Raw genomic sequence first — 26,649 nt, 5'->3', positions numbered from 1 at the left:
CCGTTCCCAGAACCAGTGGAGACAAGCATGTCGCTCCTGAAGACCATCGACCCCAACCCCTCTTTCGCACCCCAGGAGTCCGGCCCGCTGCCGGAACGCCTGATTTCCGGTGACCCGACCTACAAGACCTGGGCACAGGACGCCGCCCGCGGGGAAACGATCAAAACGGGTGTCTGGGAAGCCACGCCCGGCGAGACCCACTCGATCAAGGGCGAGCTCTTCGAGTTCTGCCACATCCTTTCCGGCGTCATCGAACTCACGCCGGAAGGCGGCGAGCCGGTGGTCTACAAGGCAGGCGACAGCTTTGTCATGAAGCCGGGCTACGTCGGTGTCTGGAAGACCATCGAAACCGTGCGCAAGATCTACCTGACCGTTTCATAACCCCAGCTCAGCGAAGCGGTACGGGGCGATGGGACCGGGCGGCAGCCGCCCGGTCCCATCCATACCGCTCGGCGTCCGGGTCCGAGCCAGGTACCGCACATCGGAGAGAAGCGAGAAGCACGCGCCCCGGCCGGTAGGAGTCACCGGCCGGGGCGCGTGCTATTCGTCTTCAGGCAGGGCGCGTGTCGTCGACCACGTACCCGCGCCGCTTGTCCACCACGTTGCGCAGCGGCCGGCCCTCAAGGTGCCGGGTGAGATTGTCGAGGAACAGCTCGACGAGCGCCTCCCGCTCGCTGGTGGTCTCTCCCGCCGTGTGCGGGGAGATCATCACGCCGGGCAGGTCCCACAGAGGTGATTCGGCAGGCAGCGGTTCCTGGGCGAACACGTCCAGGGCCGCGCCGGCGAGCCGCCCGGCGGCGAGGTGGTCGACCAGCGCCTCCTCGTCGACGAGTCCGCCACGGCCCACGTTGATCAGCCGCGCCCCCGGCTTCATGGCGGCGAGCACGGAGGCGTCGACCATGCCCCGCGTGTCCTGGGTGAGGGGTGCGGCCAGGACGACGTAGTCCGCTTCCGTCAGCGCGGAGCGCAGGGTCCTCGCACCGTGGACCGTGCCGAAGTCGGGGTCGTCCGTGCGGGCCTTGCGGCCCGCACCGCACACGCGCATCCCGACGGCGCGCAACAGCCGGGCGATGGCCCGGCCGATCGGCCCCGTCCCCCAGACCAGCGCGGTGCGTCCGGTGATGCCGTCGCTGGGGCGCGGACGCCACTCACGGCGCCGCTGGTGCTCCCAGGTGCCGGGGAAGTCCTTGGCGAGGGCGAGGATCATGCCGAGGACGTACTCGGCGGTCGGCTGTTCATAGACCCCGCGGGCGTTGGTCAGGACAACGCGCGGATCGTTCACCAGGGCGGGGAACAGGAAGGAGTCCACGCCCGCTGACGCCGCGTGGACCCAGCGGGGTGCCTTCTCCGGATCCTCGGGCCAGGCCTCGCGGATGGCCGGGGTGCTGGTCACCCAGGCCAGGAGGACGTCGGCGCCGGGGAGGAGGTAGGGCAGCTCCTCCTCGGTCGCGTAGACGGTGTCCGCGAGGCTTTCGATGCGGTCGGTGGCGGGGGGCCGGTTGCCGCGGTAGAGGACGACGAGTCGCTCACCCATGTCAGGCTCCGACGGGGACGGCCATGTACTTGATCTCCAGGAACTCGTCGATGCCGACGCGTCCGCCTTCGCGGCCCAGGCCGGACTGCTTGACGCCGCCGAAGGGCGCGGCGGGGTTGGAGACCAGTCCGGTGTTGATGCCGATCATGCCGCTTTCGAGGCGTTCGGCGACGCGCAGGGCACGGTCGAGGTTCTGCGTGAACAGGTAGGCGGCCAGACCGAATTCGGTGTCGTTGGCGGCGGCGACGGCCTCGTCCTCGGTCTCGAAGGCACGGATCGCGGCGACGGGGCCGAAGATCTCGGTGTCGATGATCGCGGAGTCGGGGGCGATGCCGGTGAGCACGGTGGGCGGATAGAAGCAGCCCGGCCCTTCGGGGAGTTCACCGCCGGTCAGGGCGGTGGCACCGCGCTTGACGGCGTCCCGCACCAGGTCGTGGGCCTTGCTGCGGCCGGCGAGGTCGATGAGGGGGCCGACGTCGGTGCCGGGTTCGGTGCCGGGCCCGACGGTGAGGGCGGCCATGCGGGCGGCGAGGCGGGAGGCGAACTCCTCGGCGACGGAAGCCTGGACGAGGATGCGGTTGGCCGCGCAGCAGGACTCGCCCATGTTGCGCATCTTGGCGACCATGGTGCCCTCGACGGCCACGTCGAGGTCGGCGTCGTCGAAGACGATGAGGGGGGCGTTGCCGCCCAGTTCCATGGAGGTGCGGATGACGGTGTCGGCGCACTGGGCCAGCAGGATCCGGCCGACCTGGGTGGAGCCGGTGAAGGAGAGCTTGCGGATCTTCCCGCCGCGCAGGAGGGGTTCGACGACGCCGGCGGCGTCGGTGGTGGTGACGATGTTGAGCACCCCGGCCGGCAGGCCCGCTTCGGTGAGGATCTCCGCCAGGGCGAGGCTGGTCAGGGGGGTCTGGGGGGCGGGTTTGAGGACGATGGTGCAGCCGGCGGCGACGGCGGGACCGATCTTGCGGGTGCCCATCGCCAGGGGGAAGTTCCAGGGGGTGATGAGCAGGCAGGGGCCGACGGGCTGACGGGCGACCAGCAGACGGTTCTTTCCGTCGGGGGCGGTCATCAGGCCGCCGTCGATACGCACGGCTTCCTCGGAGAACCAGCGGAAGAACTCGGCGCCGTAGGCGACCTCGGCACGCGCCTCGGCCAGGGGCTTGCCCATCTCCAGGGTCATCAGCAGCGCGAGGTCCTCGGTGCGCGCGATGATGATGTCGTAGGCGCGGCGCAGGATCTCACTGCGCACGCGCGGCGGGGTGGCGGCCCAGGCGGCCTGCGCGGCGACCGCCGCCTCGACCGCACGCCGACCGTCGGCGGGTGAGGCGTCGGCGACCTGGCACAGTTCCTCGCCGGTGGCCGGGTTGTCGACGGACAGGGTCCGGCCGGACTCCGCGTCCTGCCAATCGCCGCCGATGAACAGCTGCTTGGGAACATCACGGACGACAGTCATGGTGAGTATCTCCTCGTAGGTGTGGTGGGACTGCCGACCGGTCAGCGGATGCGGTCGAGCGTCTTGTAGTAGGCGCCCGCGAAGGGCAGGAACCAGGCGGTGCCGTTGTAGAGGGGGATGCGGGGCGGGGCGATGTCGCGGACGGGGCTGACCTCGGGGTGGCCGTCCATCACCTCGGCCATGACGTGCCCCATGTGGGTGGCCATCTGGACGCCGTGGCCGGCGTATCCCATGGAGTAGTGGACGCCGTCCTCGGTCTGACCGGCGTGCACGATGCGGTCCATGGCGAAGCCGACGGAGCCGCCCCACACGTACTCGATCCTGGTGCGGGAGAGCTGGGGGAAGATCTCGCACATCTCACGGAACAGAACCTGTCCGCTCTTCTTGTCCGAGGTGGGGTCGGACGGTGCGAAGCGGGCGCGGCCGCCGAACAGCAGCCGGTTGTCCGGGGTGAGCCGGAAGTAGTGGCAGACCTTGTTGGAATCGACGATGAGTCGGGCCTTGGGGATGATGTCCCGGGCGAGTTCCTCGCCGAGCGGCTCGGTGACGATGATGAAGCTGCCCACGCAGACCTGCTGGCGACGCAGCCAGGGGAAGTTCTTGTCGGTGTAGGCGTCGGTGGCCATCATGACCTGCCCGGCACGGATGACACCGCGCTCGGTGCTGACCTCGAACCGGCCGGCGGCGGTACGCCGCACGCCGATGGCCGCGTTGCGCTCGTGGATCTCGACACCGGTGCGCTCGCACGCCTCGGCCATGCCGTGCACGAAGCGGCCGACGTGCAGTGCGGCGCTGAACGGGTCGAGCAGGCCGCCGTGGTAGGCGTCGGAGCCGATCTCGGAACGCAGCTCGGACTTGCCGATCAGAGTGGTCTTGTGCCCGAAGTACTTGGCCAGGTCGCGCTGTTGGGTCTTTTTGCTCTCGAAGTGCGCGGGGCGGGAGGCGACGCCCAGGCGTCCGACGCGGCGGAACTGGCAGTCGATGGACTCCTCGTTCACGAGCCGCTCGACGGTGTCCACGGCCTCGCCGTAGGAATTGTAGATCTCACGGGCCCGGTCGAGTCCGTACCGGCGGATGGCCTGGCCCACGCCGATGGTGAAACCCAGGTTGGCCATGCCGCCGTTGCGGGCGGAGGCACCGGAGCCGATCTGGCCCTTCTCCACGAGGGTGACACGGGCGCCCTTGCGGGCGGTGTGCAGGGCGGTGGACAGACCCGTCAGGCCGGCGCCGACGACCACCACATCGGTGTCCTCGGTCAGCGGCTTGCCGGACCGGTCGGGAAGCGCCCCAGCGGTGTCTATCCAGTAGGGAATCGTCTTCATGTCGGGTCCTTAGCGGGGAGTTTCGAAGGGGGGAGGCGGCCGGACCCACCAGGGCCCGGCCGACGGGGCCGCGGTCGCTGATCAGCAGAGGTGCCATCCGGAACAGCGGTGGGGAACGGTTGTGGACGCGGGCGGGGAGGCCGGCTCGCGCAGCCGGCGCGGAATCAGCTCGGCGCGGGTTACAGCACCGACAGGCCGTCGGTGCAGGACCTGCCGTCGATGTCTTCGGCGTACGGGCCCTCGCTGCGGCGGACGATGAACACTTCCTGGCACGGCATCGCGAGCGATCCGTCGGCGGTCATGTTCAGCGGGTGCCGCTGGGCGGTGGCTGCGGTCATACCGTCTCGCCTCCGGGGTTGGCGACCCCTGCCGTGTTCTCGACCGAGAGCAGGGAGCCCTGTCGTCCGGAGCCGATCCAGCGGACCAGGGCCACCAGGCCGAGGGCGAGGATCGCGAAGGCGGTGAGGAGCGCGCTGACGGCGGTGACGCTGGGGTCGATCTCGAAGGTGAGGGAGTTGTAGACCTGCACCGGGAGGGTGACGGTGTCGACGGAGGAGAGGAACTGGGAGATGTAGAACTCGTCGAAGCTGGTGATGAAGGAGAAGATCGCCGCCGCGATCATCCCGGGCGCGGCCAGGGGGAAGGTGATGCGCCGGGCGATGGTGAGGCGGCCGGCGCCCATGCTGGCCGCGGCGTCCTCCAACCGCTCGTCGATCCCGCGCAGGGTCGCGATCAGGATCAGCACCGCGATCGGTGAGGCCAGCACCGTGTGACCCAGCGCGATCGCGATCGGGCTGCCCAGCATCGCTGCGGGCTCGAACAGCAGGAACAGCCCGAGCGCGGTGACGATCTGCGGAATGACCAGCGGTCCGAGGACCAGGGCGAACACCGCGGAGCGCAGGGGGAGTTCACTGCGGACCAGGGCGGTGGCCGCGGTCACCGCGATGATGAGGGAGAACACGGTGCTCAGGGCGGCGACCAGGGCGCTGAGCGACATCGCGGCCGGCCATTTGCTGCCGTCGGCGAACAGGGCCTTGTACCAGTTCAGCGTCCACGTCTCGGGCGGGAACGCGGCGAAGGCGTTGCTGCTGAAGGAGGTGACGAGGATGACCACGATCGGCAGCGCCAGGAACAGCAGGATCACGGTGGCGACGGCGGTCAGGACGATCCGCCCGGTCAGGCTGCTGCGCAGTTCCATCATGACGAGCTCCTCTTCTTACGGCTGGCGCCGAGGGAGCTGACAAGCTTGACCAGCAGCAGTCCGGCGAAGGTGAGCAGCAGCAGGATGACGCCCTGTGCGGCCGCTCCGTTCCACTCGTTCTCCTTGGTGACCTGCTGGTTGATGAGAGTGGCGATCATCGTCTGATTCGGGCCGCCCATCAGGGCCGGGGTGATGTAGTAGCCCAGCGAGAGGATGAAGCTCAGCAGTCCGGCACTGGCCAGGCCCGGGGCGACCAGCGGCAGGTACACCCGGCGGAAGATGGTCACCCGACCGGCGCCCATGCTGGACGCGGCCGCGAGCAGGCGCCGGTCCACCCCGCGCATCACTCCGTACAGGAGCAGCACGGTGTAGGGGAGCATCATCGAGGTGGTGCCGATGACCACGCCGAGCTCGTTGTAGAGCAGCTGGTAGGGGGCGCCCGGTGCCCAGGCCAGGCTCTCGTTCACCAGGCCCTTGTCGCCGAGCATGATGATCCAGCCGTAGGTGCGCACCAGGGCGCTGACGAAGTGCGGCACGACCACGACGAGCATCGCCAGGCCGGCGAGGATGGGCTTGAGCCGGGAGATCGCCTGGGCCAGGACGAACCCGAACACCAGGCTCAGCACCGCTGTCTCGGCGGAGATCCGCAGCGTGGTGAACAGCACCGACAAGTTGACGCCGGTCAGGGCGTCGGCGTACCAGTGCAGCGTGAAGGAGCCGTCGGCGTCCTTCAGGCTGAGCAGCAGCGTGCTGAAGATCGGGTAGACGAACAGCACCAGCAGGTAGATGACGACCGGCAGCGCGTACAGGATCCCGACGCGGGTCCGGCGCGAGGCCAGCAGCTTGCGCGGGCGTGCGGGGGCGGTGGCGGTGAGGGTGGCGGCCATGGCTCACCCGCCCTGTTCGTCGGCGAAGAGGTTGACGTCCTCGGGGTCGGCGGTGATCCCGACCCGCTCGCCCGCGACCGGACCCCGCCCCGCGGGTACCTCCATGCGCAGCAGCGGCCCGTCACCGCCGTCGATGCGCACGCCCGCGCGGACCAGGGTGCCCACATAGGTGGCGGTCTCGACCGTGCCGGTACAGAACCCGTCGTCGGCGGCGGAAGCCCGCAGCCGGCCCGGCTGCACAGCCACCTTCACCCGAGTACCGGGGGCGAGCTGGTGGCGGCGCGCCTTGAGCAGGCCACCACTGCCGTCGAGGCGGACCAGGGTGTGCTCGCCGTCGTGCTTGTCGATGCGGCCGGGCAGGAAGTTCGCCGCGCCCAGGAAGTCCGCCACGAACGGCGTCCTCGGCCGCTCGAACAACTCCCTCGGGGTGTCGAACTGCTCGATCAGGCCGTTGCGCATCACCGCGATGCGGTCCGACATGACCAGCGCCTCTTCCTGGTCGTGCGTCACATAGATGACGGTCAGGCCCAGTTCCTGCTGGATGGTCTTGATCTCGACCTGCAGCTGGTCACGCAGCTTCTTGTCCAGCGCGCCCAGGGGTTCGTCCATGAGGATGACCGGCGGGCGGTAGACCAGCGCCCGGCACAGCGCCACACGCTGCTGCTGACCACCGGACAGCTCACGCGGCTTGCGCCCGCCGAACCCGGACAGCCCGGCGATCTCCAGCGTCTCCCCCACCCGGCGGCGGATCTCGTCCTTGCCCACCCCGCGCAGGGTGAGGGGGAAGGCGACGTTCTCACTGACCGTCATGTGCGGGAAGAGCAGGTACTGCTGGAAGACGAAGCCCAGGCCCCGCTTCTGCGGTGCGAGACGGGTGACGTCACGGTCCCCGACGGTGATGGTGCCGGAGTCGGGTTCGCAGAACCCGGCGATCATCATCAGCGTCGTGGTCTTGCCCGACCCCGACGAGCCGAGGAAAGTGACGAACTCACCCGCCGCGATCTCCATCGACGCCTCGTCGACCGCGACGACATCGCCGTAAGTCTTGCGCAGAGCCACCACCGACAGCGCCTTGCCGGTCGCGGTGGCCGGCTTGACGCCGGCCACCTTCACCGACGGTGCGGCGACACCGAAATCAGCCACGAGCCCACTCCAACCAGCGCTTGGTGACGGCCGACTCGTTCTTCAGCCACCAGTCGACGTCCGCGTCGAAACCCTTGTCGTAGTACTTCGGCGCACCCGCCAGCGCGTTGCGCTCGTCCTCGCTGAGCTTGGCGTAGGCCAGCGGGGAGGACGGGTTCGACGGGAACGCCTTGGCCAGGGCGGCCTGGCTCTCCGCACGCAAAGCGAAATCCATCAGCTTGTAGGCGTTGTCCACGTTGGCCGCGCCCTTGGCGATGGCGTAACCCGAGAACTGGCGGCGCATGCCGTTGAGCTGCCTCTCCACCGGGACGCCCTGCTTCTGCAGGTCGGCGATACGGCCGTCCCAGACGGTGGACATCGTCACTTCCTGGCGGCTGAGCAGCACACCGGGCAGCGGGCCGCTGTCCCAGTACTTCTTGATGTCCGGCCGCAGCTGGGACAGCACCTTGAACGCGCGGTCGACGTCGAGCGGGTAGAGCTTGTCCGCGGGCACGCCGTCGGCCAGCAGCGCGAACTCCAGCTCCGGCAGGTCACCGTCCGGGCTGCACATCGCACGGCCGCCCTTGAACGCCTTGGCGTCGAAGAAGTCCGCCCACGACTCGGGCTTCTTGCCGCCGAAGGCGTCCGTGCGGTAGGCGATGCACTGGCCGTAGAAGCTGTGGCCGATGGCATGCTGGGTGATCTGGTTCTCTGGGATCTCCGCGCTCTTCACGCTCTTGAGCCGGTCGAGGTCCAGCGCCTCCAGCGCGTCGTGCTTGACGTACTTGGTGTGCGACACCATCGCGTCGTTGATGAGGTCACACTGCGGGCGGCCCTGCTTGATCTGGGCCAGCAGCGGGGCGTTGTCCAGGTTGAGCACCTTGACGCTGATGCCGGTCTCCTGGGTGAACGGCGTGTAGATCGCCTTCTGCAGCGCCGCGCCGTAGGAACCGCCGCTGTCACGGACGACCACCGTCTTGCCGCCCTTGCCGCCGCCGACGGAGCCGGACCGGCTGGTACCGGTACCGCAGGCGCTGAGGGCCGTCGCGGCGGCTGCACCCGCCGTGACCCCGCCTATTCCTCTCAGGAACAGTCTGCGGTCTATTCGGGTGTCTTTCATCGTGTGCCTCCTGGTGGTGCCGGCCGCGAGAAGGGGTGCGGCTGGGGACGTGGAAAGCGGCGGCCGGAGCTGGGTCTGGGGGGTGGTGATCCGCCTCGTCGGAATCGACGCCCTGGTCTGTGGGCCGCAGGGTTGGGCGCGTGGCCGTGGCGGGGTCCCACGGGAGGGCCAGGGCGGCCAGTCCCGCGTCGGGAGGGTGAGGCCACGCATGCCGTAGGGGATCCGCCCGCCGGCCAGGGCGGGACCGTGTGCTCCCCGCTGCCGGCCGGGGCGATGGTGCTGCGCTGGATGTCGCTCTGAAGCCGGTACTTCGAGTTCTACGCGGGCGTCGTCGGCATGGACTGCGGATCCTTCGAGGTGCCGGGGCGGGACGGTGTGCGTCGCGGGTCGGATGCCGGGTCAGATGCCGGGTCAGATGCCGAGCATGGTGTTGAGCTCGTCCAGGGACTTCACCGTCACGTAGTCGTATCCGTGGGTGACCGGGTCGCAACCGCGGTCCAGGAGGACGAGGTTGCGGAAGCCCATGTCGTGCATCGGCATCAGGTCGTAGCGGGTGTGGGAGGAGACGTGCACGAAGTCCTCGGGGGACGCGTCGAGCTGGTCGAGCATGTACTCGAACGCCGCGTAGCGGGGCTTGTAGCAGCCGGCCTGCTCCGCGGTGAAGACCGCGTGGAAGTCCGCACCGAGGCGGGGCACGCTCTCCTCGAGGAAGGCGTCCTCGGCGTTGGAGAGGATCACCAGCTTGTAGTTCTCGCCCATCTTCTTCAGCGGTGCCGGCACATCGGCGTGCGGGCCCCAGCTGCGGACGCCGTCGGCGAACCGCTTGCCGGCGTCCGGGGCGGCCTTGATGCCCCACTTGCGGCAGACCCCCTCGAAGGCGTCCTGCAGCGTCTGCTCGTAGGGCTTGTACTCGCCGCAGACCGAGTCGTAGCGGTAGCCGCGGAACTCCTTGACGAACTGGTCCCAGTGCTCGGCCGGGATCTGGTCGCCGACGAGTTCACGCGTGATGGGGGTCATCGGCCACTCGATCAACGTGCCGTAGCAGTCGAACGAGACGTACTTCGGGCGGAACTGGAACGAGGGAATGGGCATGGAAGTGCTCCACTTTCTTGGTTCGGGGAACTGGTTACGTGCGACACCGCTTTCGGGAATGCCCATGACAGAGGTGTCGGAGTGGAGGGTGATGGCGTCGACGTTCGCCGGGATCAGGCGGCGCCGACTCCTGCCGGAGCGAGGAAGTCGATCGGGTGCTCCGTGGTGCCGTCGAGCGCCAGGTCGGCGGCGATCTCTCCCATCGCGGGCGAGAACTTGAAGCCGCTGCCGGAGAACCCGGCCATGACGATGATGTCGTCCTCGCCGGGGAGATGACCGACGAGCGGGTTCCCGGAGTCGGTGTAGCCCTCCATGTAGGCCGACATCCTGATGGGGTCGGGGTTCAGGTCGGGCATGAGTTCACCGATGAGCTCGCGGAAGACGCCGAGTTCCTCGGGGCGGACGGTACGGTCGAGCCGTTCGGGCTCGGGCACCGGCGCATGGTATTTGAAGGAGAGACCGAGCTTGACGGAGATGCCGTCGGGCGACGGGATCCCGAAGCAGTCGTGGGGTGCGGCGCGTACGAAGGAAGGGGCACCGCCCACGAACCAGTCGTGCCGGGTGGGCAGGTGCCAGGAGCAGATCACCCGGCGGACGTCGACGGTCCGGGGGAGGTCCGGGAGCAGGGTGTTGATCCACGGGCCCACGGTCACCACAGCGGCGTCCACGTGGTCCGTGCCCTGGTCGGTGACGACCCGCACCCCGCCGCCCGCCGCGGGGACGACCTCGCGCACCGTGGTGTAGCGGTGCAGCCGGGCACCCAGCTGCTCGGCACGGGCGGCGGCGGCCTGGATCGACGCCTCCGGCCTGATGACGGCGCCCAACCGGTCGAGGACCGCCGTGTGTCCGTCCGGAAGCCGGTGCTGCGGGTAGCGGCGGGCGAGTTCCTCCCGGTCCAGTACCTCGTGATCCAGCCCATGGGCGGCGCTGGTGGACAGGAGGAGGCGCATGGACGGTGAGACGGTCTCTCCCATCACGAGGCTGCCACTGCGGCGTCGCAGCGGCCGGCCCGTCTCCGCCTGGAGCTGCTCCCACATCCGGTCCGCGAGCTGCAGCAGCGGAACGTACCCGGGCTCGCCGAGGTGGGCGGCTCGGTAGATGCGGCTCTCGCCCCCGGCCGCGCCACGGTCGTGACCCGGTGCGTACCGGTCGTAGCCGATGACCTCGGCTCCGCGGGCCGCCAGTCGCCACATGGCCTGGCTGCCCATGCTTCCGGCACCGATCACGGCGACGCGCTTCGGGACGCGCATGAGGTCGCTCCTCTCGATGGTGTGGGTGGTGGCAGTCGGGCCCCAGCACTGTGCGGACACCGTGCGGACCTTTCCGGTTCGCGTCCTGCTGGGGATGGCGTTCACTCTCCGCCCGGGGGAACCTGCAGGGCAACCCACACTGTGTTCCGCCTTGCAGCCTTCTTGAGACGGTCTGTCACTGCGGACGGCTGGGCGGCGCCTGCGCCGGCCCCCCTCTTGTCACGATGAGTGGCCGATGCGAAAGTGAGCCGGATTCCCCTCGGATGAAAGCACCATCTATGCCACCCAGACGTCATACACCCGGGCACTTCCCCACACTCAGGGAAGTACTGCGCCTGCCCGTGCTCGCCGAAGGGATGCCTCGCGTCCTGGCAGGCGAGGCACGGCTGGACAGCCCGGTGCGCTGGGTGCATGTCACCGAGCTGCTCAATCCCGCCGATTTCCTGGAGGGCGGCGAGCTGGTACTGACGACCGGCATGCCGCATCCCGAGAACGCCTCCGAGCTGCGCGGCTACGTCGACCAGCTCTCGGACGTCGGCGCGGCCGGCCTGATCGTGGAGCTCGGGTACCGGTATCAGAAAGTGCCCCACGAGCTGGTGGCGGCGTGCCGTGCCCGTGATGTGCCGCTGGTCGAGCTGGCCCGCGGCGTCCGGTTCATCGACGTCACGCAGACGGTGCACGCGCTCATCCTCGACGCCCAGGGGGCCCTGCTCCGCCGCGGGCGGGACATCCAGGACATCTTCACGGCCCTGACGTTGCGGGGCGCGGACCCCGAGGAACTGGTGCACACCACCGCGGAACTCACCGGAGCCCCCGTGGTACTCGAGGATCTCACCCACCGGGTCCTGATGTGCGAGCTGCTCGGCCGGCCGTACGAGCCCGTGGTTTCGGCCTGGCCGCGGCGCTCGCGGGCCGCCCCGACGCCGGAGAGGATCACGCCGAGCGGCCCGGAGGGGTGGCTGATCGCGCCGGTGCAGGACCACCACGGCCCGTGGGGGCGGCTGGTCCTGCTGGAGGACCGGCTGAGCGCCGAGCCCGACCCGGAGCACGTCCTGGTGCTGGAGCGTGCGGCGATCGCGCTGACCATGGCGCGTCTGGCGGGGCATGCCTGGTGGGAGCGCCGGGCCCACCGCTCCGTACTGCGGGACCTGTACGAACGGCGTTTCCGCTCCCCCGCGGACGCCCGCGCCCGCGCCGAGGCACTAGGACTGCCCACCCTCGGCCACCGCCTCTTCGCCGTGGTCATCCACCACCCGTACACCGGCGCCCAGGGGGAGCACCTCGACGAACGGATCGCGAAGGCCCTGACGCACACCGGTGTCCGCGCCCTGGTCGGCGAAACGGCCCCCGGCCGCATCGGTGTCCTCGTGGCTCTGGCACAGGCGAGCGCGTGGCAACCGGTCGCCGAGCGGATCGGCCGCCTGACCCGGGAAGAGCTCGGACCGCGGGCGGTCGTCGCCGTCGGCCCCGGGGTGACCGACCTCGGCGGGATCGCCCGGTCGTGGCAGGAGGCGGAGCAGACGGCCGAGGCCATCACACCAGCCTCCCCGGAGCGGTGGTTCTACGTCCCCGCCGACGTCCGGCTGCCGGAGTTGCTGGGCGTCCTGCGCGAGGACACCCGTCTTCAGCGGTACGCGGAACGGCAACTCACCCGCCTCATCGAGCACGACGACCGCAACGGCGGCGATCTGCTCCCGGCACTGCGCGCCTATCTGGCGGCGGCCGGGAACAAGTCGGTCGCGGCGAAACGCGTCGGTATGTCCCGGCAGGCGTACTACCAGCGCCTGCACACCATCGAGCGGCTCCTCGGCTGCGACCTGGAATCAGGTCTGCAGCGCACGTCCCTGCACGTCGCGGTGCTGGTTCTGGACGCGGGAGAAGTATCTGCTCCCGACGCGTGACAGGGCTCACGGAGTTGTGGCAGAGCGTTGCCGACCCGCGCCCCGCTACGAAACCGAGATCAGAAGAACAGCAGGTCAGACGCCCTTTGCCGCGGGCTCCAGAATCGCCACGCACTCCACATGATGCGTCATCGGGAAGGTGTGCAGTTTGACCCTTGTCAGGAAACATGCAGGTCAGAGGCAGTTTCGAGGCGAAATCTAAGCCCCTCCGGGAGCCTCGTGCGTCATACGTGCGTCACCGCCACAGACGCTCGTCAGAGCCGCACGGATCCCGATCGACACTCTGACCACAAGCCTACGCGGCGGCAGGCCGCACCGCCGGACTTCGGGAGTTGCCGCTTTCCCCACTCGAAGCACCGCAAAATCAAGGATTAACGCCAATAGCCCCCTGACCGGCAGGTGCCAGATCAGGGGGCTTGGGGGGCGGCAGGGGTCACGGGCGCAAGGAGCAGCAGCAGGCCACCCGGCCACTGCGTGGGTGGATCCACCACCACACACCCTTGGCCCGGATGCATCCTCGGCCGCCCTCGGCTCGTGCGGGACCAAGGCGATCGCCGACAGAAGCGCGTAGACGTTCACTTCACTACTGCGAAGGTCGGCGTCGGACCGCCGCCTACAACTCCCTCGGGCGTCGGCACGATCAACTGGGATTCCAGTCGAGTCCATGCACCCAAGACAGCCTGGTGAGAGTCCGGAACCAGATGGGCGTATCGCTGAGTCGTGTGGTGGCTCTCGTGACCGAGGAGGTGCTGAACCTCGTACAGGGAGACTCCCTGCTGCACCAACCACGACGCGCACGTATGCCGCATCGCGTGGGGCGGATAGTGCGGAACCGGCCGCAGTTTCCCATCCTGGTCAACATACTTCGCCTCATCGACGGCAGGCCACCACGTCTGTCGACGCCAGTTGCCGTCGACAAGCAACCGCCCGGCGCGTCCCTTCGTAACAGTGGTAAAGACCACCCCGTCAGGATCACGACCGCGCATATGCCTGGACATCGCTTCAAGTACGTGGTCCGGAATTGGCACTTCGCGCCGACTCTTCGAACTCTTCGGATACTCCTTTATCCCCGATGTTGTATTGACCTCAACAACGAAGAGACGTGAGCGAAGCCAGTCAATCCGATGCCCGTGCAGACCCGAAAGTTCTCCCCATCGCAGGCCGGTATAGAAGCCCAATAGAGCCATTGTCTGCCACGGTGGCGACAGCCTATCGAGGACCGACTGCGCCTGAGCCTGCGTAAACCACTGAGGAGGCTTGACGACCTCTGGAGGGAGTTCGATGCGCCGACACGGAGTAACCGCGATCAAATCCTCATCGACCGCATCGCGCATCATGGTAGACAGCAAGTTGTAGGCTCGCCGGATTGCTGATGCGCCCTTACCATCAACGACGAGCTTGCGAACCCAAGTCTGCACGTCCATACGTGCCATCTCACGCAATTCCCAGTCGCCCCAGTGGGGCATGACATGCGTGCGGATCGTGGAAGCGTCCCCGCTCAAGGTCCGCGGCTCGACGACACGGGCCTCCCACCACCGGTCGTGCCATTCATGAAACTTAATCTTTCCGGCGCGCGGATCACGAACCGCACTGCGAGCAAGCTGCTCTTCGAGTTTTACTCCCCACGAACGAGCCTGCGTCTTCAGGGGGAACGTTTCCGTGATTCGCTCACCGGCACGATTTCGGACCGTGGCCTGCCATTTACCAGACGGCAACTTGCGTACGTAGGGCATTAAACCTTTCCACCGATTACAGGAATTGCAGCAATGACTCGGAGCATGAACTCTACAAAGCCGACTTAGTGGTTTTCGATAGGGCCATGCGACGCTCGATCAGGGCCTCCACCTCGCGTCCGGGAATCCGGACACGGGACCTTTCGACTCCGGTGCGCATGTCGACAACAGTCAGCTCACCGGACTCGATGTATCGGTAAACGGATCGCCGGCTGACATCGAGCATTTCAGCGACGCTCCGAACGGAATGCAGTTTGTCGCACACGCGTGACAACCTCCGGACTATCGCCCCCAACATGGCGGGCACGGGCAGGACCACGTCCGCACCGAATCCACCGCCAAGCAGCCGGTGAGGACGACATCAACTGTCCGGAGAAACCCCGGTTTCGGTAACCGGGGATCGTCTGCTAGGTATCGCTCTGCGCGACAGGGAGATACCCGCGCACCGCGTCAGTCTCAGACAGAAGGCCAACAGGCATACCGCTACGGGCGGGAGTCACGTGAGCATCAAGTACTCGTCGCCCATGAGTCGGTGGAGGTTGCGGACCACGAGCGCGCCCGGAGGACCAACGCCCCGAGAGGATGAGGGCAGTGAAGCCAGCCGATCGGATTGCAGGATTCGACAGGTGGACCTCCTTGGGACTGTGTTTCTGTCGCGGGACCGAATAGCGCGGGCTGTGGACTCAAGGGCGGCCAGCCGTCTGCCGATTGCCCCCAAGGCCCACACTCCTTCGCTGACCTGGGCGTTTTCCGGGTCGTTGTACGTTGACATGATCTCCGAGGAGGTTCCAGTCCGTTGGAGTTCTTTCTCGTCTGCCATGAGCTGAAGGCGTCGGCCGGCACTCGCTCCCTGCTCAGCGTTGCCTGCTGATGTCTGGCCGTGACTGGGTTCCGTCCATTCGATGGAGTTCGGCGCTTACTGCGACGTGCTGACGACACCGAACGGTCAGCCCACTACGGCAATGTCCGCCTGGCGGAGATCCTTGGCCGGTACCGCATCGACAGCATCGTCGACCGGTTCATCCGCCGAGCGGAACCCGAACTGTGCGGCTGTGCACAGGGGCGACAGAGTCGCGGTCGCCGGGCAAGGTCGGACGGTGCGCCTCGCCCGGCACTGGCCCCGTGCTCCAGACCTTGCTGCACCACCCTGCCGAAGGCGACGCATGGGACACCGCTATCAGTAGCCCCGTCGACGAGAAGACCGTCACTGCCGCCACGAAGCCCCTCAGAGCAACCACGGCACAGCCAAGCCGATCCCGCTGACGATGCTTGCCCCGTGCCCAGCCCTCGGCCACTGCGCACACAGTTGGCCGGGCCTCGGTCGCGGAACACCGAACACCGAACACCGACGGGCAGGGGATATCGGGAGCCAGACTATGGTGAGGCCGGTTGCGGTGGCGGCGCGACGGCGTCACCGCAGAATGACGGAAGGCAGGAGTTGACAGGTGGCAGATGCTGACCGGCTGCCGTTGCCGCTCAGAGCGGACGCGCGGCATTGGATGACGGTCGCACCGCAGCGCCGGGTTCTCGGTGTGGTGCACAACATCACGTCAGCCACCCGGCTCCTGGACCTTCTTGCGCTCTTCGACGGCGACGAGCGGATTCAGGTTGTCTTCTCCTGCACAGATTCCTCCGCACTGGACGGAGGCGTGTCCGATTTCTTGCTCCGCCGGGGAATGCTCATGATTCCTTGGCAGGTCGCCGTCGCGGAGAATTTCGACCTCGCTCTCGCTACAAATCGGGGCGGAGACTTGCACCAGCTTCGATTTCCGCTGATTGGCACACCCCATGGGGCTGGCTATAATAAATACTTGAGCCGGGAGCCGGGAGCCGGGAGCCGGGAGCCGGGAGCCGGGAGCCGGGAGCCGGGAGCCGGGAGCCGGGAGCCGGGAGCCGGGAGCCGGGAGCCGGGAGCCGGGAGCCGGGAGCCGGGAGCCGGGAGCCGGGAGCCGGGAGCCGGGAGCCGGGAGCCGGGAGCCGGGAGCCGGGAGCCGGGAGCCGGGAGCCGGGAGCCGGGAGCCTTCGGACTCACGGAGGAGTGGCTCCTGCACGATGGGGACGTTGTCCCGTCAGCGATCGTCCTGTCCCACAAGGAGCAGCTCGATCGGCTTGCGGTCAGCTGTCCACAGGCGTTGCCCATGGCCGTTGTGGCCGGCGACCCGTGTATCGACCAACTGCGCGCCAGCCTCGCCTTCCGCGAGAGCTACCGTCAGGCGTTTGGGCTGTTGCCGGGCCAGCGGCTCGTGGTCGTGTCCTCGACGTGGGGAAGTGGTTCGGTGCTCGGCTCACCCCGCGCCGACGTTCTCCGTCGAGTTTTGGCCGAGCTTTCCGCTGAAGAATTCCGTGTGCTCGCGGCTGTCCATCCGAATGCCTGGCATGGCCATGGCTCGTGGCAGCTGCACAGTTGGTTGGCTCCGTTTTTGGATTCCGGGCTTCTCTTGCCGGTTCCGGAAAGCGACACATGGAAGGCGGCCCTCTGCGCGGCTGATTTCCTTCTGGGAGACCATGGCTCCTTGACCATGTATGGAATTGCGTTGGGAATTCCCTGCATTCTCGGCGCCTTCGACGAATCGAAGGTGGCACCGGGATCCCCCATGGCCAGGCTCGGCCGGATACTGCCTCGCCTGTCCGCCGATCGCCCCCTGCTGCGCCAGATCGCCGCCTTGGACGGGCAGCGGGACGATCCGGAGCTCCAGGCGGTCGGGGAGACCGTCACGTCGGAACCGGGCCGCTCTGCCGAGTTGCTGCGCCGGTTGTTCTACACCTGGCTGCGGCTGGACGAACCCGGCCATCCCGCGTCCGTGTCCGCGATACCCGTACCGTCCCAGCCCTCCGGCCCGGCCGCCCACCGCGTTCCTCATGAAGCGCCCATGTTCGTCACCGTTTCCGTGACGGACAGCGGCACTGGGGCAGCTGACGGTGAAGTGATCGTCCGCCGCTACCCCGCGGCGCGGCAGAACGGCCATGGCCCGCACATCGCCTCGGCTCATCTGGCCGCCGACCGGGACGACCCTGACCGCCGATGGCCGCGTACCGCCGACGTGCTGCTGGTTCCGCGCGGGCGCACGGCGGCCCGTCCGGAGGACGACCCGTGGTGCGCCTGGGCTACAGAGTCCTCCGGCTGCGGGCTGTTCGCCGCAGAAACGGAGGAGGGCGGGTGCCTAGCGCTGCTTCCGGACGGCGGTCGTGTGCGGGTGAGCTGGCAGGAGCGTCCCACCTGGGCGGCCTTCGCTCTGGCGGCGTCGGCGTTCTACGCGTGGACGGTGCGCGAGGGCGCTGCGGGGGCGGCCCGTGCCCGCCCGACACGGTCGGAGCGGATCGTCGTGCGTGCCGGCGACCTGCCCGACCCGGGGCTGCTCGACCTGGCCTACGTCTGAGCCCACCTCGGTGGCGGCCTGTGCGCCCCCGGCCCCTACTCCTGCTCGTCGCCGTCCTGCTCCAGGCGGTGCCGTGCGTCATCCTCGTGAATGCTGTGTTCCTCCGCGTAGAGCGCGCGGGCGGAGGTCCAGTCTTCGACGGCGGCCTCCCGCTCTCCCAACTGCGTGCGGACGTCTCCGCGCAGGAGGAGAGCCTGCGCAGCGTAGTAGGCCGAGCCCACGCCGGTCATGCCGTCCACCGCCAGGTCCAGTGCCTCAACAGCTTCGCGCAATCGCCCGCAGGCACGGCGGTTCTCGGCGAGACGCAGCCGGGCCTTGGCCATGTTGAAGCGGTCCGGTCCGTCCGGAAGGCCCTCGAACTCCTCGACCGCGCACAGGAGTTCACCTTCCGCGGCGTCGTAGCGCGCGAGGGCCGTATGCGTACCGCCCAGGTGCAGAGCGAGGAGGGCCTTGCCACGGGGATGGTCGATCCCCTCCAGCGCGGCTTGGGCACGGCTGAACAGATCGATCGCGCGCTCGGGGCGCTTGAGCTTGCGTTCGAGCAGTCCCAGTCCTTCCAAGACGCTGGACTCTGTGCGACGTTCGCCCTCGCTCCGGCCAGGCACACCGGGGTTCACCAGGCTCAAAGCCTGTTCGAAGTACTCTCGGGCCAGCCGCGGATCGCCCTCCTCCACGTTCCAGCGTTCGAGGTGCGCGAAGCCCACCTCGTAGGACGCGCGGGCCACCGCCATCGTGTCACCGGTCTCCAGCGCCGAGGCCAGACCGATCTTGGCCGCCTCGATCCACTGGGTGTGGCGCCCGGTACGGAGGCAGAAGGTCCGGATGGCCTGGCTCAGGCGCCACGCCTCCAGGTGAAGCTCCGCCTCGGCGGCCGACCGCACGGCGGCGAAGATGCCGGCCTCGCGTCGAGCCAGCTCGCGCAGAGCCTCGCTCTGTTGGCGCTCGTCGGCTGCCGTGTCCGCCGGGAAGGCGTTCATGGGGCTGTAGAGCCAGCGCGTCGACAGCGTCTGCTCACCCCGCTCGGTGATCCGCAGGAAGTGATGGGCGATCCGCCGCCGCACCGCCAAGCGTTCACTTTCCGTCTCGTCGCGCTCCGCGACGGTCGACGCGTGATCGTGGACGAGGATGTGCATCCGGTACGCGTCGAGCCCCCGGCGCTCGACCGGACCACCCGAAATCAAGGCGCTCAGCGCGGCACGCACCTCCGACGGCTCCCAGTCCGGTACGAGCGCGAACACGGTGTCCAGCTGGAAATCCTCGCACATCAGCAACCCCAGGCGGCGATAGAGCTGCGCCGTCCGTACGGCCATGCGCCCGTAGGCCAGTTCGAGCGCTTCCGGCAGGGGATTCGGATCGTCCACGTCGAGCAACTCCTGTCGTGCGGCGCGGTCGGCGAGCCGGGCACCGACGTCCTCCACAACGCCGGGGACGGGCGCCTTCAGATGTCCGGCGATCAGCCGCAGCGCCAGCGGCAGGCCGCCCAGGTGCCGGACAATCGGTTCGAGCTTGGCCGGGTCCTCGGTGGTACGGCTCACCTTGACCAGGAGTTCCAGAGCGTGCTCGTCCCGCAGCGCCGGAACCGGGAGTAGAAGGAACTCCAGGAAGGCCGTCAGGTCGTGCGGTGCCTCCTGCCCCGTCATGAGGACGACGCCGTACGGCTGGTCGGTCAGCAGCTCACGCACCTGACGGGTCGTCGTGACATTCTCCAGCAGGAAGACCACCGACCGCTCACGCAGTTCGTGACGTACCCGCCGCGCCTTGGCCGGGACGTCGGCCGGACGCTCGTCCCTCGGCACGTCGAGCTCGTCCAACCAACGCTCCAGCACCACCGCCGGGTCAGCCATCCGCCCACCCCGCATCCCAAGGTCGGCCTGGAGGAACACCCCGACGAGGACGTCCCGGTGCGAGTGGACCCACTGTCGCGCCGTACTGCGCTTCCCCACCCCTCGTACACCGCTGAGGAACACAGACGTCACCGTCCCGGACGCCCGGCACACGCGCCAGTGACTGTCCATCTCCCGGAACAGTGCGGTGTGGTTGACGTAGTGGAGAAGAGCCGAGGACGCCTCGGCGGACGTCGCCCTCGTCAGAGCCTCTCCGACGAGCTCGCGCGCCTCCCGCACGGCGTCCGGACGTTCGGCGAACACTTCCAGCACCCGACTCGACAACTCGCCCGTGATCTCGTCCACCGTGTTCTCGTCGCCGGCCTCCCGCGCCTCCAGCGCCTGGCGACGAGCTTGCTCCAGTTCGTCGTCAACCGCCGTCTCCTCGGCTCCGTCACGGACGAACAGCGCCACCAACCGGCCCTTGCCCCAGGTCCAGGCGTCCTGCACGGCGTTCCCCACCAGGCTGCTGATCACGATGCTCCCGAGAGCGACGATCTCCGGGTCCACTGCACTCCCCACGAACGATCTGAAACTGTTGTCTCCTCACCGTAGGGATCACACGTGCGCGTCCGCAGGTGTTCGAAACAACCTGGCACGTGCAGATTCACGTACGACCCCCAGCTACTCCTATCTGGCCGACGGAGCACGGACCTGCGGTCGCGAGCATCCGCCACACAAGCCTCACTTGACGTCACGGAGCAGCGCGAGCACCTGCGGGTTCGTACCATCCGCTACCCCAATGCCCTTCCACACACTGCGTAATGATCGCCCCTCAAGCTGAACCGTGCTCACCAGGTTCACCAATCCTGACTTGCGCACTCCGAACCCTATGTTTCTTGAACATTTTGCGCTAAATCTGGTTCTGATCGGTTGCATGGAACTGTTCCATACGATTCTCTGGAGCAGCATGGGACGAGAAGAGTCGTTCAAGCCCGAGGTTCTTCGGCAGCTACGGGAACTTGGGGGTGTGAGCCGTCGCGCGCTCGCCGACGCTGTAGGCGTCACTCAGCGGACTGTCGCCTACTGGGAGAGCGGTCAGCGCAAGCCGGAAGCCCGCCAGCTGCCCGCTCTGATGAGCTTCTTCAAGGTCGATGTTCACTACCTCACGAACCGTCCCAGGGGAAGTACGACTCTCCGCGATCTCCGACGGGAAGCCGGGTTCAGCAGTGCTGACCACGCGGCGCAGGCCGTGTCCAGCAGGAAGGTCATGCGTGGCATCAGCTTCGACGGCACCAAGCTGCTCCGCCTTGAACGCGGCCTGCCGGTACGCGGCGTAGCCTGCTCCACGCCCGAGCACGCCGGCCGCTTGGCCAAGGCCCTCGCCCTGGTGTACAAGCTCCCCGAGCACGTGGTCGTTGATGCATGGCGCAGAACCCGGCCTGACGAGCCCGCCCCGGTACTGCCGAAGCCGGGCCCCCGCCCGGAACGCTCCGCCCTCATGGAAACCTGGAACGGTCTCAATGACCGCCAGCGGATCTACCTGGAAGCCTGCTTCCTCCAAGACACAGAAGAACAGCGGGCAGAGCGCAAGCGCCACGCGCACAGCGGCCAGCGTCGCCCCGCCGCCGAGTGGCGGAAGATGACGCTCGCCCTCTACGCCCCGCCGGAGATCACCGGCTACAGCCGTCTTCAAGAACGCCTCCGCGACCACGGGGTCCATGACCCCGGCACCGGCCCGTCCATCGCGGCGCTGAATCGGCGCGGCCTGATCACCGTGCACCACGACACCGTCACGATCCCCGGAGCCGGGCGGGTCAAGCGGAGTCGGGTCGAGATGACCAAGCGGGGCAGAGCGGTTGCCCGCGCCGGCCTCGGCGTTTCCCGTAGCCAAAGCACTCTCGCCCCGATGATGTCGGTGTGGTTGTGGCGCACGCTGGTGCGCGTTGCCTATGCCAGTCAGCACGGCGGCGATTACGACCTGGTCGGCCGGGCTCGCCTGCACTTGACGGTGAAAAGCGGTCCTGGCCAGGAGGCACCCTCTCGGGGCTACCTCGAACACAGACTCCCCGAGGGAGCAACCTGGGGGCGGCACGCCTGGTATCCCTCAGCCTCCGGCTGGAGACACATCGCTGACTACCTCTCCCAGTACCGCGAGCTGTATCCGACGGTTCCCACCGACGGCCTCGAAGACCTCATCCCGCCGCAGTACCGGACCCCGACTGTCAGTGGTGGCTCGTAGGCTGCCCGCATGTCCGAGCACGGCGAAGCACACACTGATCAGTGGCAGTTCGACGAGACAGTCCTGCGGGCCGCCAGCGCGTTTGTACTGTGCGAGGAGGCCCGCTACAACGACGGTCTCTCCTCCGGGCAGCGCGTCGAGAAACTGATGGAGGCTCAGGGAGTGATCATGGCGACGGTCGGCCCCGGCCACCGCGTCACCTTCCGGGACCTTCTCGATCGTCTTTCCGGGGACCAGGCCGGGAGCCTCGTCGGTATCTTCCCCGAAGAGGCACTCACCGGCCCCCTGCGTAACCTCCGCTTCCTCGACAGTGTGGGCGTTTCCACTCAGGAGGGCTGCGACCTGCTATGGGAAGCCGCGGAGATCTTCAAGATCGCCGACAAGAAGCAGAGACGCGGGGAGAGGTTTACTCACTTCGAGCTCGAGAGTGAGTTCGGCCAGGAGCAAGTATTCAAAGCCATTAAGGGCGGCCTCTACGAGCGGCACCGCCGGAACATCATCGAATACCCTGTCTGCGACAAGGAGCAGCTGGAGGAACTCGGATTCCCTCCTGCCGTGGCTCAGGTCTTCTATCAGGACATCCCGTCTTACTGCCTCTACAAGCGGCAGTGGTGGTTCGGATGTCCCGCCTGCGCCTATCCCATGCAGGTGATTCCGCACGGCGACGGCAGGACCTACGCCGTCAGGTGCCTCTACCCCTGGCACCAGGACACCGGAGCCCGCTTCACCTTCACTGCCACCCGCGACCAGGTCCCTGTCCTCCATGCCGAGGACCGCATCTACATTCCCAGCAAGGCCGAGATGCCGCTCTATACGGGAGCATCGCGTGAAACCCCAAGGGCCCGGCCTGCTGAGGGATACCGTGCGCTGGTGCGACGTGTCTGGCGCAGCACCTGCATCCCCGGTCTCCCGGAACTCAGGCTTGCCGACGTCCTCAAGGAAGCCGCTGCAGGGACCAGGTTGACGGTCAAGGTCTGGCCCGACAACGACCGTGTCGACATCGAGATCGAAGACGGTGGCACTGTCGTCTTCTCCATCGACGTCAAGGACTACACCTGGCCCGGATCCCTGGCCAAGAAGCTCATCGAGGACCGCGGCGACAAGGGCGGAGCCACCTGGCTCGTAGTTCCCGACCACCGCCGCCAACAGGTCGGCTACCTCACATCCGTCATTCACCGTGAACGAATTGACATGACGGCCATGGCCGCGTCCGACTTCCTGGCCCTGTTCACCGACCGCCTGAAGGAGTACATGTGAGCAGCGGACGCTCCCCCGAGCAGGACGCCCTCCTCGCCGCGTTCGCCCTGGCGAGCCACCTCTTCCCGGCAACCAGCGACGACGGCACGCCCATCGCGTCCTTCCGGCACGTGGCCCTGCTCGCCGAACGCAAACCTTGGTCGTTGAAACAATGGGAGCAGCTCACAGCAGACGAATACCGCGTCTTCGCGCGCGTCGTCAGAAAGCTGCCCTCTTCCTACACGTCGGCCGACGCTGTTCGCGTTGCGTTCCGGGCCATGCTGGGCGACGACAGCGAACATTGCGTGGATCTGACCGACGGACTGTTTGAGCTGCCTTCCGACGGCACGACCGGGCATGTGCTCTGCTACCTGCCCGAGCCGCCACTGGACTACGCCTGCAGCATCATGCGCGGCTACTACTCCATGGGCAAACGCCCGCGCGCGCTGGCATTCGCCGGCCCGGGCCACTACACGACCCGCGTCGCCTACCTCGGCAAGGATCTCGGCCGGGCCGCTGTCGGCCTCACCTTCCCCTCAGCCCCGGACTTCGACGAGGCCCCTGGTCACGACGCCCTTCCCCACATCGTCACCGTTCCTGAGACACCCGAGCTCTCGTTCGGCAAGAAAGAAATCCTGGAGGTCGCGGAACTCCTCAGCCGTCCCGAACGCAAGGCGGGGACCAAGTACATCCGCCGGACCGTGAAAAAGTTCCTGAAGAAGCTCCGTTGCCCCAGCGGCAAGGTCAAGGCCCTGGAGCTGATGAACGGCAACTTGCAGATCCTCAACGCGCCCACCGGCAGCGGGAAGACGGTCCTGGTGCGGGTGCTGGCCGCGCTGATGGCCAAGCGGGACCTGCGTCTGGGGATTGTCGTCCCGGACGTCAAGGCCACCTTGAAGATGAAACGGGACATCGGCAGCGATCTTGACTGGCTGTACCAATTGAAGGAGCTCCCTGAGCCCAAGACGTGCGCCGCGCTGATGTCACCGGCCAAGCGCCACGAACGTGCCTTGGAGTACGGGGCGCTCATGAAGGACACCCCCATCGAGCAGTGGGACGGCAAGAACCTGGAAGATCTCGCCGAGGTGGGCTACGCATGCGCCCAGAAGGCGTACATGACGGTCCAGGACCCGTTCCCGGCCGGCGAGGAGAACTGCCTGACGCTGAGCAAGCCCGGAGAGAATGGCACCTACGCCTGTCCGTTCATCCCGGTGTGCGACAAGTTCCGTCCTCTCTACGAGGCAACCCGCGCCAGCGTCATCGTCACCAACCACATGAACTTCGTGGAAGGAACTCTACGAACCGGAGTCGTCTTCGACGACGACTCCTTCCAGAACAAGCCCCGAGGGACCCGAGGAGCGTCCGTGTTCGAAGCAATGGCACGCATGTGTCACTTGCTCGTCGTGGACGAGGTGGACGCCCTCCAACTGAGTGCCATCAAGGGATGCGCCAAGGAAGCGGTCCTCGCGTCCCTGATGAAGAAGTCCCTGCTGGACATCGTCGATGACGACAGACGCAATCTCCCCCCGCACCTGCGCGAACTGCTCACGAACCCCCTCAGCCACGCCCGTTTGACCGCCGAGAACCTGCTTCTGTGGCTGGCGACCAAACAGTTGATCCTCAACCCGCCCGCGCTCAGCAAAGCCCAGGATGACAAGGACGACGCCTACCGCGACAACAGGGGATGGCGGACCGCGACGTCCCGGGACCGAGAGATCATCAACTACCTGTTCGCCGACGACCACGACGTCGACGAGCCGATCCCTGATGAGCTGTTCACCCTGCTCAACCAGCTCATGCCCGACAAAGACTCGGACGAAGACCAGCCCGTCGAGGTGCTGCCGATGCCGGAGGGAGCCGACTGGGAGCGTCTTACCGACCAGCTCTACGACCTTGTCTCTCCACGCGGCCGGCACAACCTGCTTCCCATAAAGCAGGCCATGCACGAGTCCATTGAGGAGACGGTCACCGAGGACACCGTACGTGCCCGTCTCGTCAACCTCATCACCGTGCGCGCCATCCTGCTGGAACTGGGACAGGCTCTTTCTCTCCTGCGTGAACAGGCGCAGAAAGTCCAGGACCACGACAGCGCCGCAGCCCGGGACATCCTCGCCATGACGTACCGGAGCACGGTCTCCAAGCTGTACCCGACCGGCATGCTGGGCCGCGACATCCACGGATACCAGGTGACCGGAATCGGTGACGACAGCAAGCCGACTGCCGAACTCCGCGAGAGCGCCACCATCGGTGACCCTCACACGTTCATCAGCGAACTCGGCCGTCTGACCTCGCTGATGGCGGCCGGGGTACGACGTCCCGTCCTTGGCCTTTCGGCCACTGCGTTCTTCCCCCACGCCTCCGGAGAGCACGTCCATGCCCCCGTGGCCTGGTGGATGCCCGACGTCAAGGAGTCCATCAGAGCCAACAGACTGCCCGTCACCAACAGCGAGGTGCCCGGCGGCGAGGGAATCCAGATCGCCGGCCTCTACGACGAGCACAAGCTCTCGGCACTGCGGGAGATGGGCCAGGCGATCTATGAACAACAGCTTCGGGGGCGTCTCGACTGGCTGGCCCGCAACGACCCCGACCGAGCCCGCTGCATCCTCCAGGTCAACGGCTACAAGCAAGGGCTCTACCTCGCCATCGGCATGGCGCAGGCGGAGGGGATGACACATCGCATATGCGTGCTGCTGCGCCGTGAAGATCTCGCGGAGTACAGAAACATCCTCCCCAAGGGCGTGCGCGCGATCGTCGCCGAGGAGCTGGAGGACTTCCACGAGTTCGGCGACATCCTCATTGCCCCCATGGCCCGGATCGCCCGAGGCCTGAACATCGTGGTCGAGACCCGCTCGGCCATCAGCGACGTCTACCTGTGTGTCCGGCCAGTCCTCAGCATCGAGGACCCAGCGTGGATGCATGGCAGCGTCAACGGATGCGGCCAACGTGCCGCGCGCTCCTTCAACGGGGACGACCCATGCGAGGCGATCGAGCGCGCCCGCACCGCGGCTCGTGAGCACCTGGTGAAAATCCTGCGCTCTCCCACGCGGTTCTCCAGCATGCATCAAGATCTTCAGATGGAGTTGATCAGCTCCATGCTCGTGGAGCTGATCCAGCTCGCCGGACGGGCACGACGCGGCGACACCGACATGGATCTATTCGTGGTCGATCAGGCCGCCTTGGGCACCAAATACACAACGGGCCTCGCAGAGGTCATTCAGCTCATCTACGATGCTTGGTCACCGGAGGAACGCGAGATGATGAACCGTTTGTACGGGCGAGCCATCATCGAATTCCTGCGCTACGCCGAGGTCTCGCACTCTTTCTCCTGACCCCGGTCTGATCGAAGAGAGGTTCCG

19 protein-coding genes are annotated in these 26,649 nt (G+C 67.4%); 6 read left to right on the top strand and 13 right to left on the bottom strand.

All coding sequences use genetic code 11. The features are described 5' to 3' along the window. Window positions 1-27: 27 nt before the first annotated feature. Window positions 28-381 (top strand): cupin domain-containing protein, encoded by a 354-nt coding sequence (locus GWK25_RS10585; RefSeq protein WP_215449549.1) that lies wholly within the window; start codon window positions 28-30, stop codon window positions 379-381. Between the two features lie 169 nt (window positions 382-550). Here GWK25_RS10585 and GWK25_RS10580 read toward each other — a convergent pair whose 3' ends face one another. The 10 genes from GWK25_RS10580 to solA all read right to left on the bottom strand — a co-directional run bounded on the left by GWK25_RS10580 (window position 551) and on the right by solA (window position 10,981). Beyond that, entirely contained in the window at window positions 551-1,534 is a 984-nt protein-coding gene (locus tag GWK25_RS10580; RefSeq protein ID WP_215449548.1) for a D-2-hydroxyacid dehydrogenase, read from the bottom strand. Window position 1,535: 1 nt separating this feature from the next. Then, entirely contained in the window at window positions 1,536-2,987 is a 1,452-nt protein-coding gene (locus GWK25_RS10575; protein WP_215449547.1) for an NAD-dependent succinate-semialdehyde dehydrogenase, read from the bottom strand. 41 nt (window positions 2,988-3,028) lie between these two features. After that, window positions 3,029-4,309 (bottom strand): FAD-binding oxidoreductase, encoded by a 1,281-nt coding sequence (locus GWK25_RS10570; protein WP_215449546.1) that lies wholly within the window; start codon window positions 4,307-4,309, stop codon window positions 3,029-3,031. Between the two features lie 179 nt (window positions 4,310-4,488). After that, window positions 4,489-4,647, bottom strand: a complete 159-nt coding sequence (locus GWK25_RS10565; RefSeq protein ID WP_215449545.1) for a hypothetical protein — start codon at window positions 4,645-4,647, stop codon at window positions 4,489-4,491. After that, the gene (locus tag GWK25_RS10560) at window positions 4,644-5,510 is read right to left on the bottom strand and encodes an ABC transporter permease (protein ID WP_215449544.1); all 867 of its coding nucleotides are present in this window, start codon (window positions 5,508-5,510) and stop codon (window positions 4,644-4,646) included. Before GWK25_RS10560 ends, GWK25_RS10565 begins: the two co-directional genes overlap by 4 nt. Then, on the bottom strand, window positions 5,507-6,397 hold the full coding sequence (locus GWK25_RS10555; RefSeq protein WP_215449543.1) for an ABC transporter permease: 891 nt from the start codon (window positions 6,395-6,397) through the stop codon (window positions 5,507-5,509). Before GWK25_RS10555 ends, GWK25_RS10560 begins: the two co-directional genes overlap by 4 nt. A 3-nt stretch (window positions 6,398-6,400) precedes the next feature. Continuing rightward, complete coding sequence (locus GWK25_RS10550) at window positions 6,401-7,540, bottom strand: ABC transporter ATP-binding protein (RefSeq protein ID WP_215449542.1); 1,140 nt, start codon at window positions 7,538-7,540, stop codon at window positions 6,401-6,403. Beyond that, window positions 7,533-8,639, bottom strand: coding sequence for an ABC transporter substrate-binding protein (locus GWK25_RS10545; protein WP_215449541.1), 1,107 nt, complete (start codon window positions 8,637-8,639; stop codon window positions 7,533-7,535). The genes GWK25_RS10550 and GWK25_RS10545 overlap by 8 nt, the downstream gene beginning before the upstream one ends. Before the next feature lie 411 nt (window positions 8,640-9,050). Then, on the bottom strand, window positions 9,051-9,731 hold the full coding sequence (locus GWK25_RS10540) for a haloacid dehalogenase type II (RefSeq protein ID WP_215449540.1): 681 nt from the start codon (window positions 9,729-9,731) through the stop codon (window positions 9,051-9,053). Window positions 9,732-9,844: 113 nt separating this feature from the next. Continuing rightward, a complete protein-coding gene (gene solA / locus GWK25_RS10535) occupies window positions 9,845-10,981 on the bottom strand; it encodes an N-methyl-L-tryptophan oxidase (protein WP_215449539.1) in 1,137 nt (378 codons plus the stop codon). 263 nt (window positions 10,982-11,244) lie between these two features. Here solA and GWK25_RS10530 point away from each other — a divergent pair, with 263 nt between their 5' ends. After that, window positions 11,245-12,882, top strand: a complete 1,638-nt coding sequence (locus GWK25_RS10530) for a PucR family transcriptional regulator (RefSeq protein WP_374200605.1) — start codon at window positions 11,245-11,247, stop codon at window positions 12,880-12,882. Window positions 12,883-13,457: 575 nt separating this feature from the next. On the opposite strand, the gene GWK25_RS10525 is transcribed toward GWK25_RS10530, so the two are convergent. Both GWK25_RS10525 and GWK25_RS10520 read right to left on the bottom strand, forming a co-directional pair. Then, window positions 13,458-14,615 (bottom strand): site-specific integrase, encoded by a 1,158-nt coding sequence (locus GWK25_RS10525; RefSeq protein ID WP_251828810.1) that lies wholly within the window; start codon window positions 14,613-14,615, stop codon window positions 13,458-13,460. Window positions 14,616-14,667: 52 nt separating this feature from the next. Continuing rightward, entirely contained in the window at window positions 14,668-14,913 is a 246-nt protein-coding gene (locus tag GWK25_RS10520; protein WP_286014613.1) for a helix-turn-helix domain-containing protein, read from the bottom strand. Window positions 14,914-16,753: 1,840 nt separating this feature from the next. Here GWK25_RS10520 and GWK25_RS10515 point away from each other — a divergent pair. Further along, window positions 16,754-17,992, top strand: a complete 1,239-nt coding sequence (locus GWK25_RS10515) for a hypothetical protein (protein ID WP_215449536.1) — start codon at window positions 16,754-16,756, stop codon at window positions 17,990-17,992. Window positions 17,993-18,027: 35 nt separating this feature from the next. On the opposite strand, the gene GWK25_RS10510 is transcribed toward GWK25_RS10515, so the two are convergent. Continuing rightward, a complete protein-coding gene (locus tag GWK25_RS10510; protein WP_215449535.1) occupies window positions 18,028-20,397 on the bottom strand; it encodes a hypothetical protein in 2,370 nt (789 codons plus the stop codon). 355 nt (window positions 20,398-20,752) lie between these two features. Between GWK25_RS10510 and GWK25_RS10505 the strand changes: the two genes are divergently transcribed. The 3 genes from GWK25_RS10505 to GWK25_RS10495 are packed head-to-tail and all read left to right on the top strand — an operon-like array spanning window position 20,753 to window position 26,622. Beyond that, a complete protein-coding gene (locus GWK25_RS10505; protein WP_215449534.1) occupies window positions 20,753-22,057 on the top strand; it encodes a helix-turn-helix domain-containing protein in 1,305 nt (434 codons plus the stop codon). A 9-nt stretch (window positions 22,058-22,066) separates the two neighbouring features. Continuing rightward, window positions 22,067-23,314, top strand: coding sequence for a hypothetical protein (locus GWK25_RS10500; protein ID WP_215449533.1), 1,248 nt, complete (start codon window positions 22,067-22,069; stop codon window positions 23,312-23,314). Beyond that, the gene (locus tag GWK25_RS10495; RefSeq protein WP_215449532.1) at window positions 23,311-26,622 is read left to right on the top strand and encodes a hypothetical protein; all 3,312 of its coding nucleotides are present in this window, start codon (window positions 23,311-23,313) and stop codon (window positions 26,620-26,622) included. Before GWK25_RS10500 ends, GWK25_RS10495 begins: the two co-directional genes overlap by 4 nt. Window positions 26,623-26,649: the final 27 nt, after the last annotated feature.

This window comes from Streptomyces sp. ATCC 21386, from assembly GCF_018728545.1.
Classification (GTDB): domain Bacteria; phylum Actinomycetota; class Actinomycetes; order Streptomycetales; family Streptomycetaceae; genus Streptomyces.
The sequence above is the reverse complement of the archived record's forward strand: the minus strand, read 5'-3'. Positions and strand labels throughout refer to the sequence as shown.

Excerpts from the sequence above, each read along its gene's own strand:
- GWK25_RS10580 (WP_215449548.1), bottom strand. The coding sequence starts at position 1,534 with ATGGGTGAGCGACTCGTCGTCCTCTACCGCGGCAACCGGCCCCCCGCC.
- solA (WP_215449539.1), bottom strand. The coding sequence starts at position 10,981 with ATGCGCGTCCCGAAGCGCGTCGCCGTGATCGGTGCCGGAAGCATGGGC.
- GWK25_RS10545 (WP_215449541.1), bottom strand. The coding sequence starts at position 8,639 with ATGAAAGACACCCGAATAGACCGCAGACTGTTCCTGAGAGGAATAGGC.
- GWK25_RS10520 (WP_286014613.1), bottom strand. The coding sequence starts at position 14,913 with ATGTTGGGGGCGATAGTCCGGAGGTTGTCACGCGTGTGCGACAAACTG.
- GWK25_RS10555 (WP_215449543.1), bottom strand. The coding sequence starts at position 6,397 with ATGGCCGCCACCCTCACCGCCACCGCCCCCGCACGCCCGCGCAAGCTG.
- GWK25_RS10530 (WP_374200605.1), top strand. The coding sequence starts at position 11,245 with ATGAAAGCACCATCTATGCCACCCAGACGTCATACACCCGGGCACTTC.
- GWK25_RS10560 (WP_215449544.1), bottom strand. The coding sequence starts at position 5,510 with ATGATGGAACTGCGCAGCAGCCTGACCGGGCGGATCGTCCTGACCGCC.
- GWK25_RS10540 (WP_215449540.1), bottom strand. The coding sequence starts at position 9,731 with ATGCCCATTCCCTCGTTCCAGTTCCGCCCGAAGTACGTCTCGTTCGAC.
- GWK25_RS10570 (WP_215449546.1), bottom strand. The coding sequence starts at position 4,309 with ATGAAGACGATTCCCTACTGGATAGACACCGCTGGGGCGCTTCCCGAC.
- GWK25_RS10500 (WP_215449533.1), top strand. The coding sequence starts at position 22,067 with ATGTCCGAGCACGGCGAAGCACACACTGATCAGTGGCAGTTCGACGAG.
- GWK25_RS10565 (WP_215449545.1), bottom strand. The coding sequence starts at position 4,647 with ATGACCGCAGCCACCGCCCAGCGGCACCCGCTGAACATGACCGCCGAC.
- GWK25_RS10585 (WP_215449549.1), top strand. The coding sequence starts at position 28 with ATGTCGCTCCTGAAGACCATCGACCCCAACCCCTCTTTCGCACCCCAG.
- GWK25_RS10505 (WP_215449534.1), top strand. The coding sequence starts at position 20,753 with ATGGAACTGTTCCATACGATTCTCTGGAGCAGCATGGGACGAGAAGAG.
- GWK25_RS10515 (WP_215449536.1), top strand. The coding sequence starts at position 16,754 with ATGGCCGTTGTGGCCGGCGACCCGTGTATCGACCAACTGCGCGCCAGC.
- GWK25_RS10525 (WP_251828810.1), bottom strand. The coding sequence starts at position 14,615 with ATGCCCTACGTACGCAAGTTGCCGTCTGGTAAATGGCAGGCCACGGTC.
- GWK25_RS10575 (WP_215449547.1), bottom strand. The coding sequence starts at position 2,987 with ATGACTGTCGTCCGTGATGTTCCCAAGCAGCTGTTCATCGGCGGCGAT.